General features: G+C 69.2%; 13 protein-coding genes and 1 pseudogene. 9 read left to right on the forward strand and 5 right to left on the reverse strand.

The genetic code is table 11. From position 1 onward, the window contains the following. The 3 genes and pseudogenes from G6021_RS05815 to G6021_RS05825 all read left to right on the forward strand — a co-directional run. Positions 1-258 (forward strand): annotated as a pseudogene (locus tag G6021_RS05815) (PepSY domain-containing protein); the annotation flags it as partial. A 35-nt stretch (positions 259-293) separates the two neighbouring features. Beyond that, positions 294-1,670 (forward strand): potassium transporter TrkG, encoded by a 1,377-nt coding sequence (locus tag G6021_RS05820; RefSeq protein WP_182609797.1) that lies wholly within the window; start codon positions 294-296, stop codon positions 1,668-1,670. Continuing rightward, positions 1,663-2,343, forward strand: coding sequence for a TrkA family potassium uptake protein (locus G6021_RS05825; RefSeq protein WP_187700485.1), 681 nt, complete (start codon positions 1,663-1,665; stop codon positions 2,341-2,343). Before G6021_RS05820 ends, G6021_RS05825 begins: the two co-directional genes overlap by 8 nt. Here G6021_RS05825 and G6021_RS05830 read toward each other — a convergent pair. Then, positions 2,279-3,727, reverse strand: coding sequence for an APC family permease (locus G6021_RS05830; protein ID WP_182609798.1), 1,449 nt, complete (start codon positions 3,725-3,727; stop codon positions 2,279-2,281). The genes G6021_RS05825 and G6021_RS05830 overlap by 65 nt on opposite strands. A gap of 153 nt (positions 3,728-3,880) precedes the next feature. Between G6021_RS05830 and G6021_RS05835 the strand changes: the two genes are divergently transcribed. The 5 genes from G6021_RS05835 (at position 3,881) to G6021_RS05860 (ending at position 11,080) form a co-directional block, all read left to right on the forward strand. After that, positions 3,881-4,378 (forward strand): carbonic anhydrase, encoded by a 498-nt coding sequence (locus G6021_RS05835; protein ID WP_182609799.1) that lies wholly within the window; start codon positions 3,881-3,883, stop codon positions 4,376-4,378. Positions 4,379-4,686: 308 nt separating this feature from the next. Beyond that, positions 4,687-5,664 carry a type IV toxin-antitoxin system AbiEi family antitoxin domain-containing protein gene (locus G6021_RS05840; protein ID WP_182609800.1) on the forward strand — a complete coding sequence of 326 codons (978 nt, stop codon included), beginning with the start codon at positions 4,687-4,689 and terminating at the stop codon, positions 5,662-5,664. A gap of 67 nt (positions 5,665-5,731) precedes the next feature. Then, positions 5,732-6,586, forward strand: coding sequence for a nucleotidyl transferase AbiEii/AbiGii toxin family protein (locus G6021_RS05845; RefSeq protein WP_182617011.1), 855 nt, complete (start codon positions 5,732-5,734; stop codon positions 6,584-6,586). A gap of 568 nt (positions 6,587-7,154) precedes the next feature. Then, positions 7,155-8,510 carry an alpha/beta hydrolase-fold protein gene (locus G6021_RS05855; protein ID WP_347237885.1) on the forward strand — a complete coding sequence of 452 codons (1,356 nt, stop codon included), beginning with the start codon at positions 7,155-7,157 and terminating at the stop codon, positions 8,508-8,510. A 17-nt stretch (positions 8,511-8,527) separates the two neighbouring features. Further along, entirely contained in the window at positions 8,528-11,080 is a 2,553-nt protein-coding gene (locus tag G6021_RS05860) for a DUF2156 domain-containing protein (RefSeq protein ID WP_347238373.1), read from the forward strand. A gap of 158 nt (positions 11,081-11,238) precedes the next feature. Here the strand turns inward: G6021_RS05860 and aztD are convergent, their stop codons facing one another. The 4 genes from aztD to aztB are packed head-to-tail and all read right to left on the reverse strand — an operon-like array spanning position 11,239 to position 15,670. Beyond that, on the reverse strand, positions 11,239-12,462 hold the full coding sequence (gene aztD, locus G6021_RS05865) for a zinc metallochaperone AztD (RefSeq protein ID WP_182616796.1): 1,224 nt from the start codon (positions 12,460-12,462) through the stop codon (positions 11,239-11,241). A 27-nt stretch (positions 12,463-12,489) separates the two neighbouring features. Next, a complete protein-coding gene (gene aztC, locus G6021_RS05870; RefSeq protein ID WP_182640839.1) occupies positions 12,490-13,410 on the reverse strand; it encodes a zinc ABC transporter substrate-binding protein AztC in 921 nt (306 codons plus the stop codon). Next, a complete protein-coding gene (locus tag G6021_RS05875) occupies positions 13,407-14,681 on the reverse strand; it encodes an ABC transporter (RefSeq protein WP_182640840.1) in 1,275 nt (424 codons plus the stop codon). The genes aztC and G6021_RS05875 overlap by 4 nt, the downstream gene beginning before the upstream one ends. Positions 14,682-14,704: 23 nt before the next feature. Then, positions 14,705-15,670, reverse strand: coding sequence for a zinc ABC transporter permease AztB (aztB, locus tag G6021_RS05880; RefSeq protein WP_187700486.1), 966 nt, complete (start codon positions 15,668-15,670; stop codon positions 14,705-14,707). A gap of 26 nt (positions 15,671-15,696) precedes the next feature. Here aztB and G6021_RS05885 point away from each other — a divergent pair. Next, a partial coding sequence (locus tag G6021_RS05885) for an ATP-binding cassette domain-containing protein (RefSeq protein ID WP_182640841.1) occupies positions 15,697-16,259 on the forward strand: 563 nt, incomplete at its 3' end.

Genomic DNA, 16,259 nt, shown 5'->3' on the forward strand with positions numbered 1-16,259 from the left:
GCGGCCCTCGTCGTCGTCATCGTCCGGGGCTACGTCCTGTGGTGGACGCGGCGACCGACCCGCACCGGCGGTCTGGCCCGGCCCCCCGCACGTGGTGCCACGCTCGACCTGCTGCGTCGCCGCCCCGTGGGAACCCTGGTCGGCGTGACCGTGGTCGCGGCGATCGGGTGGGCCGTCCCGCTCCTGGGGATCTCACTGGCGGCCTTCCTCGTCCTGGACGTGATCCTGGGACTCGCGGCACGACGCGCACGCGGCTGACATCCGGGGAGGGCGCTGGGGTTACCCTCACTCCCATGGTGTCCAGGAGCGCGGGCGTCCTCTCCTCGGGCGCGCAGGCGATTCGCGCGTTCACCTACAGCTCCCCGGCCAGATCCGCGCTCGCGGCGTTCGCCTCCGCCATCGCCCTGTTCACCGCACTGCTGATGATGCCGTGGGCCACGTCCTCGGGCAGCTCGCCGGAGCTGCACGACGCCGTCTTCACGGCCACGTCAGCGGTGTCGGTGACGGGTCTGACCACGGTCGACACGGCCGCCCACTGGTCGTCAGCGGGTCAGGTGGTCATCCTGACGGCGATCCAACTGGGTGGCCTGGGCATCGTCACCATCTCGTCGATGCTGGCACTCTCGGTCACCCGGCAGTTCGGGGTCCGCACCCGCCTGCTGGCGCAGACCGGGACATCGGCGGGCGGGTTGGGGGAGGTCGGGTCGCTGATCAAGACGATCGTGGTCTCCTCGGCCGTGGTCGAACTGGTCATCGCCCTGATCCTCACCCCTCGGCTGATCGCCCAGCAGGGCTCGGTGGGCGACGGGATCTGGCATGCCGTCTTCTACGCCGTCTCCGCGTTCAACAACGCCGGCTTCATCCTCCACCCCGACGGCCTGGCGGCGGTGGCCCACGATCCCGTCGTCTTCTGGGCACTGATCTGCGCAGTGTTCCTGGGCAGCCTGGGTTTCCCCGTCCTGTTGGTCCTGTGGAAACACCAGTGGCACCTCGGCAGGTGGAACCTCCACACCCGCCTGACCGTCGAGTTCAGTGTCCTGCTGATGCTCGTCGGGGCTCTGGGATTCGCGGCGCTGGAGTGGAGCAACGTCGCGACCCTCGGCGGGGAGAGCGTCACGGACAAGCTCCAGAACTCCCTGTTCGCCTCGGTGATGATGCGATCCGGGGGTTTCGCGGTGATCGAGCCGGCGGACACCAGGTCGTCGACCATGTTCATCACCGACGCGCTGATGTTCGTCGGCGGTGGTTCGGTGTCGACCGCCGGCGGGGTCAAGGTCACCACCCTCGCCGTCATCTTTCTCGCCTTCCTCGCCGAGGCCCGAGGGCAGGAGGACACCACCGCTCACGGCCGCGCGCTGCCCACGTCCTCTGTCCGGATCGCCGTGTCCGTCGCAGGGATGGGACTGACTCTCGTGTCGGCCTCGGCCCTGACGTTGATGGTCCTCACCGGCGAGGACCTCGGACGCCCGCTCTTCGAGTCCATCTCCGCGTTCGCCACCTGCGGTTTGAGTTCCGGCCTGAGCGCGGAACTCGAGCCCGCGGGGGTGTACGTTCTGTCCGGGCTGATGTTCGCGGGCCGCGTCGGCATCATCACGTTCGCCACCGCGCTCACCATGCGAGCCCAGCGCACCAGATACCGCCTACCCACAGAGAGGCCGATCATTGGCTGACCGCAACCGTCGCCAGTCCCCGGTGCTCATCGTGGGCCTGGGCCGCTTCGGCGTCTCCCTGGCCACCCAGCTCGTCTCCCAGGGGCGTGAGGTGCTCGCGGTGGAACGGGATCACGGACTCGTGCAGAAGTACGCCGACTCCCTGACCCACGTGGTGGAGGCGGACGCCTCCGACATCGAGGCACTCCAACAGCTCGGCGCGCAGGACTTCTCCACCGCCGTGGTGGGCGTGGGGACCTCGATCGAATCGTCCGTCCTGGTGGCCGTCAACCTTGTCGACCTGGGCGTGGAGCACGTGTGGGCCAAGGCGATCAACAAGGCCCACGGAAAGATCCTCACCCGGATCGGGTGCCACCACGTCGTGTTCCCCGAGCACGACGCCGGCGTCCGCGTAGCGCACCTGGTCGCCAACCAGATGATGGACTTCATCAAGTTCGACGACAACTTCGCGATCGCCCGCATGCTCCCCCCGAGGGACGTCGTCGGACGCACCATCGATCAGTGCCGCCCCCGCAGTCGCCACAAGGTCAACATCGTGGGGATCAAGCCTCCCGGCCAGCCGTTCCACTACGCGGAGCCGGAGACCTCGATCGGTGCGGAGGACGTGATCATCGTCTCGGGGCATGTCCGGGACCTCGAGAGGTTCGCCGACCATTCCGACCGGAAGCGATAGCTCCGGCGATCTGCTGCACCAACCACAGTCCGCCGCCCACGAACAGCAGCACCCCGGCCAGCCGGTAGTCCGCATCCGCCCGCCCGGACAACGGGGACACGAGGAAGCCGCAGCTCAGCAGCCCCAGCACCGGAACCACGGTCGGCGCCCGGAAGTGCGCGTGCTCCACCGGCTGCCGGCGCAGGACCAGAACCGCGAGGTTGGTGACCGTGAACACCGCCAACAGCAGCAGTGAGGTGGTCCCGCCGAGGGCGGTGAGGTCGGCCAGGGCGACGAGCCCGGCCGCCAACACGGTGGTGAACAGGATGGCCACCCACGGAGTCCGCCTGCCGGGCAGGACGCGGCCGAGCGCCCGCGGCACCACCTTCTCCTGGGCCATGCCATACACCAGCCGGGACGCCATGAGCATGTTGATCAGTGCCGAATTGGCCACGGCGGCCATGGTGATGAACGCGAAGATCCAGATCGGGAACGCCGGGGCGCCCGTCGCCACCACCGTGAGCAGCGGGGTCTCCCCCTCGCCGAGTTCCTCCGGGCTCACCAGGGCCACCGCGGAGATCGCGACGAGGACGTAGATCAGGCCGGTCACCGCCAGTCCCGCGAACATGACCTTGGGGAAGATCCGCACCGGATCCTTGGTCTCCTCCGCCATGTTGACCGAGTCCTCGAACCCGACCATGGCGAAGAAGGCCAGGGCGGTGGCGGCCGTGACCGACCGGACCGGACTCTCGCCCGAGGCGGTGTCGAACTCCGTGACGCGCGAGAGATCTCCCTGGCCGTGTCCGATCGCCCACGCCCCGATCGCGATCACGATCAGGAGGCCCGTGAGCTCGATGGCCGTGAGCACCACGTTGAGGCGGACCGATTCGGAGACGCCGCGGAGGTTGACGGCCGCGACCGCGGTGATGAACGCCAGGGCGATTCCGATCAGCGGCCAGGTCCGGGACATCAGGTCGAGCCCGACCGCCTCGTTGAGGTTCCCGGCGAAGGCCAGGGCGGCCGAGGACGCCGAGGTCAGACCCGAGGCCATGACGGCGAAGGCCACGAGGAAGGTCAGGATCTGGACCCGGAACGCGCGGTGTGCGTACACGGCGGCGCCGCCGGCCTTCGGGTACTTGGTGACCAGTTCCAGGTAGCTCGTGGCGGTGAGGACCGCGACGGCGAACGCGATGAGGAACGCCAGCCACGCCGCGCCCCCGACCTCCTCGGCGACCTTGCCGGTGAGGGCGTAGATGCCGGTACCGAGGATGTCCCCGACGATGAACAGCAGGAGCAGACCCGGCCCGATCACCCGCTTGAGGGCCGGTGGCCGCAGGGCGCGCGTCGGCGCGGCCAGGCCGGGGTCTCCCGCGTCCCGACCCGGGGCGGACGGGGTATCGGTCATGGACACCTCCCACACACCGGAACGGTCGCCGATCCGGTCAGCATCCCACCGAACGGGCGTGCCGGAAGCGGCTCCGGGTATTGGCGGGAGTCGCCTGTGATCGGGGCAAGAAGAACGCTGGTCTTGGTTCGACTCCGGGACTAGATTCCGGACATGACAGTCACCGACGAGCTGCTCGAGGCCGCCTCGGCCTACCGGTCCGACTTCGACAAGGGCGACCTGCCCATGCCGCCCGGCCGCAAGATCGCCGTGGTGGCGTGCATGGACGCCCGCCTCAACCCGTACGGGCTGCTGGGGCTGTCCGAGGGTGACGCGCACGTGATCCGCAACGCCGGAGGCGTGGTCACCGACGACGTCCTGCGGTCCCTCACGATCAGCCAGCGACTCCTGGGCACCGAGGAGATCGTGCTGATCCACCACACCGACTGCGGCATGCTCACATTCCGCGACGACGACTTCAAAGACCAGATCCAGGCCGACACAGGACTGCGTCCGCGGTGGTCACCAGAGGCGTTTCCAGAAGTGGAAGCGGACGTCCGCCAATCGCTGGCGCGCGTCGAGGCCGACCCGTTCCTCCTGCACGGCACCGCTGTTCGCGGGTTCGTCTACGACGTGGCGACCGGGGACCTGAGTGAGGTCACGCGCGGATAGGTCCGCCTCGCCATAGGGGCGCACGGGGTCCGGAGAGAGCGATGGATGACGACCGTGCGTCTCGGGGGCCGTTCCCGGGTAAGTGTGCATCGCTCTTACCCGCTCTGGGTCACGGGCCGACCTCCCTTGTGCGCCGCCAAGCGTTGTTGGGTCTTATTCGGCTGCGTAAGCGATGCTCTCGCCCGCCAGCAATGCATCGCCTTGAGGCCGCACACTTGGACGCTTCAATAGTATCTATTTCGGGCATTATTGAAGCGGCAGCACTCGTTGGGAACTGCAAAAGTAGCCCTATGTGTAATAATTGCAGTATGAAACTGGGGGAAGCGACGGAGGCCGTCTTGGATCTTGCGGCCCAGCAGTGGGGCCTGTTCACTGCCGCCCAGGCCCGAGAGCTGGGTGTTAGTGCCGTCCTCCTGAGTCGCCTCGTGGACCGTGGAGTACTGCTGCGGGTGCGTCACGGGGTCTACGCGAGCGCCTCAACCCCAGTGACGACCGTGCTCGAGGTTCGGGCGCAATGGCTGGCCTTGAAACCGCATGCCCTGGCCGCTGAGCGCAGATACAACGACGACCAGTACGCGGTCGTCTCCCACGAAACCGCCGCGCAGCTGCATGGAATTGGCGATCTGCCCAGCGAGGCGATCATTTTCACCACGCCCGGCCGACGACAGACACGCCAGCGCGGTGTTCGGTTCGTCACCGCAGCGCTGTCCCCGGGGGAAGTCATCGACATGGATGGATTGCCGATCACCACCGTGGAAAGAACTGTGTTTGACCTGGCCCGTGCCGGGCATGAACCGGGACACCTCATCGATATGCTCGCCGATGCGCTGTCCAGGGGTCTAACCACCACAGATGACCTGGCAGAGGCTCTCGCGCCGGTAGCTGAGAACTTCGGAACTATCCGCAACACCGCGCCAGCAATGCGCGCTCGTCTGGAGGAACTCTTCCCGAGCCACCGCGCTGGCGATGACCACCTCGCCCGCATGATGCAGCAGGCGATAGCGCCGATCCAGGAACAGCTCCGCGAGATCGCCGCCAGAACTGCCCCGAACCTTAAGCTACCTGCGTCGGCAGCATTAGACTCGTCGGCGATGCTCTCCCCAGCGCTCCGAGAGAAGCTGGAAACCCAAGCCAGCACTACCGTGCAGGCCTTCGGGGACGCGCTAGCCGCTACCGGTGGTGGTTATGGCAGCAGCGTTGGTGGTGGCGCTAACTGGCTTCGTCAAGAGCGAAGCAAGACCAGTGACACCGAGGACGACGACCAGGCCGGCCGGGACGATGCCTGAACCCAGACCGCGGGCCACTCATGGCCAGATCACCGCCGGGCTACGCCAGTTCGCTAAGCAGCAGAAGTTGACCCCGAACGCCGTCTACAGCAGGTTTTTCCGCGAAGTGTTCCTCGCAGAACTGATGGCCACCGACCCGGTGTGGGTCCTTAAGGGCGGCACCAATCTCTACTGCCTCATCCCCGGGGCTCGCCACACCCAAGACTTGGACCTGTACCGGCAAGCCTCCCCCACAGGCCATCGCGCAGCCGCCGACAGTCTGATCGCAGCCATGGACCAGACCACAATAGGCCCGTACACCTTCTATGTGCGCAACCCACGGAGGGAGACGGCCAGCGGAACCGTCGAGAACATCCAACTGACCGTCATCGTCCGATTCGGCACTACCGAGTTCTCCCGGTTCAACATCGACGTCTCCGGAGACCTTGAGGCGCCCACCGTCACCGAACCACTGGCGGTCACCCGCGCCGACCCACTCGAGGTCCCGTTCGCTCGCCGGCACTTCACCGTGCTGTCCTACCCGATAGAAAACCAGCTCGCCGATAAAACCTGCGCCATGTACGAGATCCACGGCACCCGTAGCTCCACCCGGTACCGAGATCTCTACGACATCGCCTTAATCGCCCTCGAACTCGAAGTGGACGCAGGAAAACTGCGCACCGCACTAGGCCAACAGTCCCGCATCCGCACCCTGGCTCTCCCTCCCCGCCTCATCCTTCCCAGTGACGAGTGGCCGGCCGGATACCAGAAATTCGTGGGCACCCTCCATCGACCCCGCCCAGAACTGCGTGCTGTCGACAGCGCGCTGACCACGGCCGAAGCGCTGCTGAACTCTGTCCTCTCCCCCGACAACCCGATCACCGCCGGCTGCTGGTCCCCTGAACGGCGCAAGTGGCAACCACGACCTGTCCCCCCGGCATGAATAAGGAAACCCCCGCCCACACATTGCCCGGGTCAGGCCGGCAGGGCATCCTCTCGAACCGACGGCGGGGCGAACCGATATCCAGACGTTATTACAAGTAAACGATGCCGAGTTCACGATTTCGCACACCAGACCATCGCCAAGAAGCTTGCGCGCCCGTGGGGCTGAGGCACTGCGCGGTGTGCGGTCCTGACGGACGGCGGCGCCCACTGCTGGGGACTGAACCACTACGGGCAACTGGGCGACGGTTCCGCCGGTGACAGCGCGATACCCGTGACGGTGGACGGGCTATCCGACGTGGTCGCGATGAGCGTGGGAAGTATGCATTCCTGCACATCCCTCCGCGACGGTTCGGCACGGTGTTGGGGGAAACTTCCTCGGCTACCTGGGCGTGGACCCGCACCCTTTCGGCCACCGACCTCGGCCACTGACTCTGGTGACAGCGCTGTGCCCGTCTCCGCGTCGTCTCAGCAAACCCTCCTAGGCTTCGACCCGCGGTGTCACGCGGGTGACGACGACGCGGGTTCGACAGGCGGCCTGACGTGGTTCGCGGTGGAGGTGGGTGGCGGTGCAGCAGCTACTCGGTGTGTCTCTTCTGGAGACGCCGGTGCTGGCGACCCTGTGGGTGCTCGTGGTGGTCGGGTTCGCGGGCCTGTCGCTCGCCGGCTCCACGGGAGGGAAGAGTGACTCCCGGGATCGACGCCGCTGGTGGCTACGGATGCTGCCCGCGTGCACGGTCGCCGCCGTGCTGGTGACCGTGGCCGGCGGGGTCCTGGTCGAAGGGGTGTTCAGACCCTTCCCGGATGCGATCCCGCGGACGGTGTACGTGTGGATCGCCGTGTCCCTGCTCGCGGTGATGCTCGCGGTCACCTGCTTGGCCGGCGGAAGTACCTCCCGGCGCCCGTGGCGCGTGGGCGGAGTGGTGCTCGCAACGGTTGCCGTGCTCCTCGGCGCCGGCGGTCACGTCAACCGTGTGTACGCCGAGTTCCCCACCGTCGGCACCCTGATAGGAGTGCCGGAACACCGGACCGTCCCCCTTGCCGACGTCCTCGGGTCCGCCCCGACGACCGTCGGCGACGATCTCCCGCCCGGGACCGCCGTGGAGGAGGTGTGGACGCCGCCCGAGAACATGCCGACGAGCGGGGCGATCACCGAGGCGACGATCCCCGGGACCGCGTCGGGTTTCACGGCGCGGCCCGCCCAGATCTATCTGCCGCCGGCATACTTCGCGCAGCCTCGCCCACTGCTCCCGGTCCTCGTCCTGCTCGCCGGTCAGCCCGGCGCCCCCGAAGACTGGGTGGTCTCCGGGAGATTGCCGGTGATCGCGGACGCGTTCGCGGACCGGCATGCCGGGCTCGCCCCGGTCGTGGTGGTGGCCGACCCGATCGGGGAGTCGCTCGGGAACACGCTGTGCGTCGATTCGCCCCGGGGCGATGCCCGGACCTACCTGTCCGTCGACGTCCCGGCGTGGATCCACGAGAACCTGCAGGTCGCCTCGGGGCCGATGTCGATGGCGATCGGGGGGCTGTCCTTCGGCGGGACGTGCGCGCTCCAGATGGCCCTGTCCGACCCGGACGTCTTCCCGACCTTCCTCGACATGTCGGGGCAGGGAGAACCGACGATCGGCACGCGATCCGCCACCGTCGAACAGTTCTTCGGCGGAGACGAGGCGGCATTCCGCCAGAACAACCCCGCCGACCTGCTCGCGAGCCGGCACTTCCCCGGCCTGGCCGGCGCGTTCGTCTACGGATCCACCGACACCGAGTACGGCCCGGCGGCGAAGGACCTCTATGCAGCCGCGCTGTCCGCAGGGGTCGACGCCCACCTCACCGAGTTGCCCGGGGGGCACAGTTACGCCGTGTGGTCCGCAGGCCTCGAGCGCGAACTTCCCTGGCTCGCCCAGAGGACTGGGCTCATCCGATGAGGCCGACGATCTCCACCGTGCGCCGATACGCGGCCCGGGCATGGTCGACCTCCCCGGTCACCATCGCACTGCTCGCCCTGATGTGGGTGGTGGCCGCAGTGACCGGCACAGCGCTCCACGGTCCGGATCCCGAGTGGTTCGACAGGGTCGCAGCGGGGTCGGTGTCCCTGGGCCACGGATTCGTCTGGACCCCGATCACGTCCGGCCTGGTCGTCTCCGGCCTCGCCGATCTCCTTGTCTCCACCCTGTTGCTTCTGGCGGTGGGCCCGGTCGCCGAGCGCCTGCTGGGCGGGACCCGCCTCCTCGTCACCGCCCTCGCCGCTCAACTCGGAGGGGTTCTCGGCGGGATCGGTCGCGACCTGTTGGTCGGCATTCTGACCAACGGGGACAGGGGGGCGCCGGTGGCCCCAGCGCACTCGTGGGTCGATCCGCTGCCGTGGATCCTCGGGATCCTGCTGGCGGCGACGAGCCGGATGCCGACCCTGTGGCGACGCCGGATCCGCGCCGTCGTCCTGACTGTTCTCGTCACTCTCCTCTTGTTCGCCGGGCATCCCCAGGATGCGGTCCGGTTGTCCGGGGCACTCGCGGGACTTGCCGTCGGTGCCCTGCAGGCGACGGAGCGCCACCGCACCCCGCTGCTCGGCGGATCGGTCCGGGAGACCCGAACCCTCGTGGCCCTGGTCGTGGCGGCGACCGTCCTGGGCCCCCTCCTGGTCTCGCTCACCTCAGGCGCGGTCGGGCCCCTGGCGCCCCTGAGTCAGCTCGTACGCGAGGTGCCCTACACCCCGGCACAGGTGGCCGAGCTGTGCGAGGCCGCCCCGGGCGGGATCGACTGCTGGAACGCCAGACAACTTCTCCGCCTGACCGGGGTCGGTCCCCTCGCTCTCACCCTCATGCCGTCCGTTCTCATCCTCGTCCTGGCCGACGGACTCCGACGCGGCCGGCGCGCGGCACGCTGGTGGGCGCTGGCCGCGTACGGCACTCAGCTCGCTGCCTCAGTCGCTCTGCTCGTCACCGGACCCATCAACGGCGGCCACGGACGACGCCAACTGATCTTCGGGGCGGCCCCGCACGCGCTCACGGTCTGGGTGGTGTCGCCGCTGGTGGTGGTGACCGCGGTCCTGCTCACCCTGCTGGCCACCGGACGGTTCTTCCGCGTGCGGGCGAGCAGTCGCGCGTTCAGACAGTCGGCCCTGTCGATCACTGCGGTGGTGCTCGGCGGGCTCGTCGCCTTTGTCAGCCTCGGTGCGGTGGTCACGGAGGGCGTCGCGGCGTCCGGTCTCTCCGACCCGTCGATCGCCGAGCTCGCCCGCGACTATCCGGCTCGCCTGATTCCTCCTGCGTACCTGGGCCTGTTCGGGCCGACCCTACTCCCCGTCTCCGACGCGGCGACGGCGTTGTTCGAGTGGATCGGCGTCGCCGTCTGGGCCTGCGTCATCGTCGTCCTGTGGCGCCTTCTGCGGGCGCGGCGCATCGACGAGGACCCCGCGGCCCACGAGCGGTTACGGCAGTTGCTGCACACACCGGGCGGGTCCTCTCTGTCGTGGATGACGACCTGGGACGGCAACGAGTACTGGTTCACCGACCAGCACCCGCCGGGTCGCCGGTCCGCGGTGGCCTTCCGGGTGGTCGGCCGGGTCGCGCTGACCACCGGAGGCCCGGTGGGGCCGCCGGATCAGTCCGGCGCCGCGGCGCTGGAGTTCGCCGAACATTGCGCTCTGCAGGGGCTGGATCCCTGCTTCTACTCCGTCGACGACGAGCTGGCGGCGGCGCTGAGGGCGGCGGGGTGGTCCTCGGTCCAGGTGGCCGAAGAGACCGTGATCCCCCTGCCCGACCTGGCGTTCACCGGCAAACGGTTCCAGGATGTCCGCACCGCCCTGAACCGGGCGCGCAAGGAACAGGTGACGGCCACGTGGACGACCTTCGCCGAGGCTCCCCTGACGCTGACTCAGCAGATCGTCGCCATCTCCGAGGAATGGGTGGCCGACAAGGGTCTGCCCGAGATGGGTTTCACCCTCGGTGGAATCGACGAGCTACGCGATCCCGAGGTGCGTTTGCTGCTGGCCGTCGACGGGGACGACGTCGTTCACGGCGTGACCTCGTGGCTCCCCGTCTACCGAGAGGGTGTGCTCGTGGGCCTCACGTTGGACTTCATGCGCCGCCGTACCGGCGGCTTCCGTCCGACGACCGAGTTCCTCATCGCCTCCGCCGCGCTCACGGGCAAGGAGGAGGGCTTGGAGTTCCTCAGCCTGTCCGGGGCACCGCTCGGGCACGGTCGACGTGAACCGAGCGGGGACGGCCCGCCCGCGCCCCGGGACGCGTCGTCGTTGACCGGTGTCCTGGACCGCGTGGGGGAGACGCTCGAACCCGTCTACGGGTTCCGCTCGCTCCTGGCGTTCAAGGCCAAGTTCCACCCGGAGTACCGCCCTCTACATCTGTGCTACCCGGATGCGGCGACGCTACCGGCGATCGGTGTCGCGGTGGGACGGGCCTACCTCCCGAAGGTGGGACTCGGCCAGGGAGCCCGCCTGGTGTCCACACTGAGGCTGGCTCACACCACAGCGGGATGACCCGCAGGGCTGCACCGGTGCCACGGCTCTACTGCGGATGCCGGAGAGCGGCCACCGCGTGGTCCTTCGAGGGGTCCTTCTACGAACCCACTCGACGAGGACCGGCGCCGACCATCGCCATCCGCAGCGATGATCGGCGTCGGCCGTAGAAGCAGGCTCTAGCCCAGCGCGACCGCCATCTCGTTCGGCGCACCCGGGGTCTGGCCGGACGCGACGACCTCACCGGTCGTGAGGTCGACGGCGTAGACGGTGTTCTTCGCCGGCTCGCTCACGTAGGCGATGTCCCCGTTCACGACGATGGACGGGTGCGCGTCCTGCCACTCCGCCGGACCCTCCCAGGGATCGATCACGTCGTAGGTCTCGGTGATCTCGCCGGTGGCCGGGTCGATCACGTGGATGGCACCGTCGGTGCCGAGCAGGTAGGCCATGTCGTTCGGGCCGCGCACGACGTCGCGCCAGGTGTACCCGACACCCTCCGGCAGGTCCACGACCTCGTGGGTGCGGGCCTCGGTGTCGATCAGTGCGATCTTGCTGAGCAGGACGCTCTCGGCGTCCGGGTCGTCCTTGTAGTCACCCACGACGAGCGGGCTGTCCTCGCTCACGTACGCGTTGCCCATGCGGCCGTACTCATCGGCGGCCGTGATCTTCTCGAACTCCCCGTCCTGGTAGATCAGGGCGCCGTCCTCACAACCGAAGATCACCGTCTCCCCGGCAGCGGTGCCCTCGCCGTGGACGCCGGGGCACTCCTCGTTGCGGGCGATCTCCTCGCCGTCGGCGTCGACGGCGAACGCACCCGTGCGGCCCTCGTCGTTACCGATGGTGGTGAGGAACGTGCCGTCGGTCAGCACGATCGAGACACCGTGGTGGGCCTGGTCGCCGGGGACGGTCTCGAACTCGGGGAGCTCGCCGCCCGAGTCGGCGAGTGCCGCGGTGTCAAAGATGAAGGTGTCGCTGGTCCCGTCGTCGTAGAGCACCGTCTTGCCGGCGTGGCGGACGACGTGCGCCGGGGTGTCGGCCTCGATCACCAGGTCGGTGAGCTCGGGAACCGAGGTGTCGAGCACCTGGAACCCGTCGGACGTGGTCACCAGCACGGTCTGCCCGTCGCCGAACGCGTTCAGGCGGGTGAACTCCTCGGTCTCGAACTCCTCGATGACCTCCAGGGTCTCACCGTCGAGGACCGCGACGCCGTTCTCGTACGCCACGGCCAGGCGGTTCTCCGAGGAGCCCGCCTCCGAGGCCGCTGAGGTGGTGGTGGCGGTGTTCTGTGCCTCGGCGTCGTCCGCATCGGCGTCGCCGCCGCCGGTGCCGCACGCGGTGGCGAGCAGCGCTGCCGTCGCGAGCATCGCGACCGCTCCGGCCCCGCGGGTGTGTCGTGTTCTCATCAATCGTCCTTCTTGATTCGTAGGTGGTCAGGTGGAAAGCCCGTCGACGATGCGCTCGGTGTTCGCGCGCATCATCTCCAGGTAGCTGGGGGCGCCCTGTCCCGGTTCGGTGAGCGACTCGGTGAACAACTCGATCACCCGGGTGTCGATCCCGGCCTCGCTCGCGAGTACCTGCACCAGCCGATCCGGCTGGGAGGACTCGGCAAAGATCGCGGGGACGCCGGCCTCGGTGATCGCCGAGGCGAGCCCGTCGAGGTCGGAGGCGCTGGGGGAGGCGAGGGTGGTCCCGCCGGGGATGGCCGCGCCGAGGACGCGGAAGTCGAAACGCTCGGCGAGGTAGCCGAAGACGTGGTGGTTGGTGACGAGGGCGCGGTTGTCGGCGGGGATGGTGGCGAACGCGGCGGTCATCTCGTCGTCGAGCTCGTCGAGCTCATCCCGGTACCGGTCGGCGCCCGCCTCGACGGCAGCCCGGTCGATGCCGTCGACCTCCACCAACTCGGCCTCCAGCGCGTCGACCACGTCGACCATGCGGGCCGGGTCGGTCCAGAAGTGCGGGTCGGCGGTGCCGCCGGCATCCCCTTCCGAGTAGTCGATGACCTCGACCTGCTCCCCCGCGACGAGCATCGGCACGCCGGTGGCCGCCACCCGGTCGAGGTGCTGCTGGAGCCCCTCCTCGAGCCCCAACCCGTTGGACACCACCAGGTCGGCGCGATCCATCAGGCTCGCCTCCTGGGCGGAGATCTCGAACGAGTGCGGGTCGGCGTTGCGCTTCATCAGGGTCGTGACGTCGGCCGCCTCCCCCACCACGTTCTCCACCACGTCACCGAGGATGTTGGTGGTCACCACGATGGTCGGATGGTCGTCGGTGGCGCCGTCCACGATCGCGCACCCGGACAAGGCCAGTCCCGCGGTGACGAGCACGGCGGACAGCACCGAACGCCGCCTCATCGTCCGGTCTCCGCGACGAAGTCGGGCGTGGTGGGCGTGTCCAGGCTCCGGGCAACCCGTGCGTCACCCCGGTAGTCGATCTCGTGGACGACCCCCGCGGCGGGGTCGTTGACATACGCCCGCTCCCGGTCGACCGTGAGCTCGATTCCGGCTGCCGTCTCCGGGGTCGCGACCGCCTCGGCCAGCAGTGGATCGGTGGCAGCGATCTCGGCCCCGGCCTCGCCGTCGTAGACGCGGACCCGGCCCTGACGGTCCACCGCCACCACGTGGGAGTCGTCGTCGCTCGCGGCGGAGACCTGTACCAACGGCACATCCGTCGGTACGAACTGCCACTCGCGTGCCCGGGTGTCGAGCAGCCAGAAGCCCTGGTCCCCGGCGAGCGCGGCAACGGCCGGCCGGCCCTTGCGGCCCCGGAAGTCGGTTGCGCGCGGCGCCTGGGTCCCGTCGGGGAAGGCGATACGCTCGAACTGCGGTTCGCCCTCCTCGTAGGTGGCCAGCAGTACCCCGTCTGCACACCCCACGACCACGCCGATGCGGGTGGTCGCGGCACCCTGAGCATCCGCGCAGGGCGCCGTCGCGCCGTCGACCGGCGAGCCGTCGGCCCCGTGGAACTCGACCCCGGAGACTGCCCCCGCCTCGTCGACGGTGGTGACGAGCGCGCCACTGCCGAGGGGAGCGGCCAGGCCTTCGTGCGGCTCGGTCTCGAGGCGGAAGACCTCCTCGATCCGACCCTTGGACAGGGCCTCGTTGCTGAGCAGTACCGCCTCGCCCGACTCGGGGAAGAACACCCCGGTGCCGCCGGTGGTCGCGTTTCCGGAGGTCGAGACGACCGCCGGTCCCTCTCCGGCCACCGTTCCCGGCATGCTCGGGGAGGTCCGGTAGTAGTGGAAGTGGTCGACGTGATCCCACGTCCACACGCCGCTGTCGACGATCTCCACTCCGGCACCGGTGTCGGCGAACAGGTACCGGCCGTCCGAGGTGACCGCCGTCGGCGGGTCGATGCTGCCCGGTTCGGTCGTGGTGCCGTCCAGCAGGTTGAGCATTCCGACAGCACCCGTACGGTCGATGCTCACCAGGTGTAGCTGCGGTTCAGCCACCTCCTCGGCGCCCTCGATCTCGCCGTGCCCGCTGCCGGACTCCTGCGGCGAGGACTCCTCCGCAGTCGTGGCGGTCCCGGCCGGGGCGGCGTCCGGGTCGTCGGCGCCACCCGCGCATGCTGTGAGGATCAAGGCGACGACGACGAGGGGGGCGATCGATCTGAGGGTGCGCATGCTCTGCTTTCTCGAGGGGTTTGTCACGGGGCGGGCGCTTCCGCTGCGGCCGGGGTGACCGGGTTGGCCGGGGTGACGGGGTTGACCGGGCTGACAGGGTCGACCGGGCCGACCGTGGGACGGTGGCGCGAGAGCCGGGTGGCGCGAATCGTCTGGCGGACCGCGTGTGCTGACGCCGAGACCCCTGCCAGTGCGATCGCGGAGAACGCGATGGAGGAGCCGGCGGCCGTCCCGGCGTGCCAGGAGGCGAGCAGACCGATCACCACGGCGGCGCTCCCGAACACCGCGGCGAGCGCCATGGTCGACGGGATGCGTCTGGTCCACCGGTTCGCGGCGACCACGGGGGCGAGCAGCAACGCCACCACCAGCAGGGTCCCGACGGCCTGGTACGAGGCGACCACCGCGAGGGTCACGAGTCCGACGAGCGCCACCTGGGCGACCCTCGGCCGCAGCCCCAGGGTCTGGGCGACGCGGGGATCGAAGGCCGCGGCGACGAAGGCCCGGTGGAAGTGGGCGGCCACGACCAGCGTGACCGCCAGCGCGGCGGCCAGGGTGATGAGTTCGGGACCGCGGATCGCCAGGATGTCACCGAAGAGGATGGCCGTGGCGTCCGTGGCGAAGCTTCCGGAGTGGGACACGATGATCACCCCGACCGAGAGCATCGTGACGAACAGCAGCCCGATCGTGGTGTCGTAGGAGAGCTTGCCGCGCTTCTGCAGCGCCCCGATCGCCGCGCTCATCGCCACCGCACTGACGGCCCCGCCCACCAGGGCCGGGAAGCCGAGAACGGTGGCCAGTGCGACTCCCGGGAGCATCCCGTGCCCGATCGCCTCGCCGAAGAACGCCATGCCCCGGATGACGACCCAGGTGCCGACCACTCCACAGATCACCGCCACCAGGACGCCGCCGACGAGAGCCCGCGCGACGAACGCGGTACCGAACGGATCGAGGAGCAGGGGCACGAGGACGTACAGTATCCATAACGACATTCATTATCAACAAGGAGGCGCAGAGCATGCCCCCACCGGGACCGGCCATCAGCGCCCACGGGCTGTGTTACGGCTACGCGGGTCGAGAGGTCCTCCACGACGTCTCCGTGGAGCTGGCGTACGGGACCGTCACCGCGTTCGCCGGCCCCAACGGGTCGGGGAAATCCACGCTCGTGGAGCTGCTCGCCGGCGTCCGGTCGCCCCTGAGGGGCGAGGTGCGTCGGCTCGGCTCGGTCTCACTCGTGGTCCAGCGGCCCGCCGCGCCGGAGACCCTTCCCCTCACCGTTCGCGACACCGTCTCCATGGGGACGTGGGGGCGACGGATCGGCAGGCGGGAGGCCCGGGGCGTCGTGGCCGAGATGATCGCGGCGGTCGGCCTGGACGGTCTCGAGTCCCGGTCCCTGACGGAGCTGTCCGGCGGCCAGCGACAGCGCGCGCTCCTCGCCCAGGCGCTCGCGAGCCGCGCCGACATCGTGTTGATGGACGAGCCGGATGCGGGCCTGGATTCCGCCAGTCGGCAGCACATCCATGCCCTCCTGGTCGAGCAGGCCGGCCGGGGCGTGGCCGTCGGGTGCGCGTCCCACGACGA

It is taken from the genome of Dietzia sp. CW19 (genome assembly GCF_014145265.1).
Lineage (GTDB): Bacteria > Actinomycetota > Actinomycetes > Mycobacteriales > Mycobacteriaceae > Dietzia > Dietzia natronolimnaea.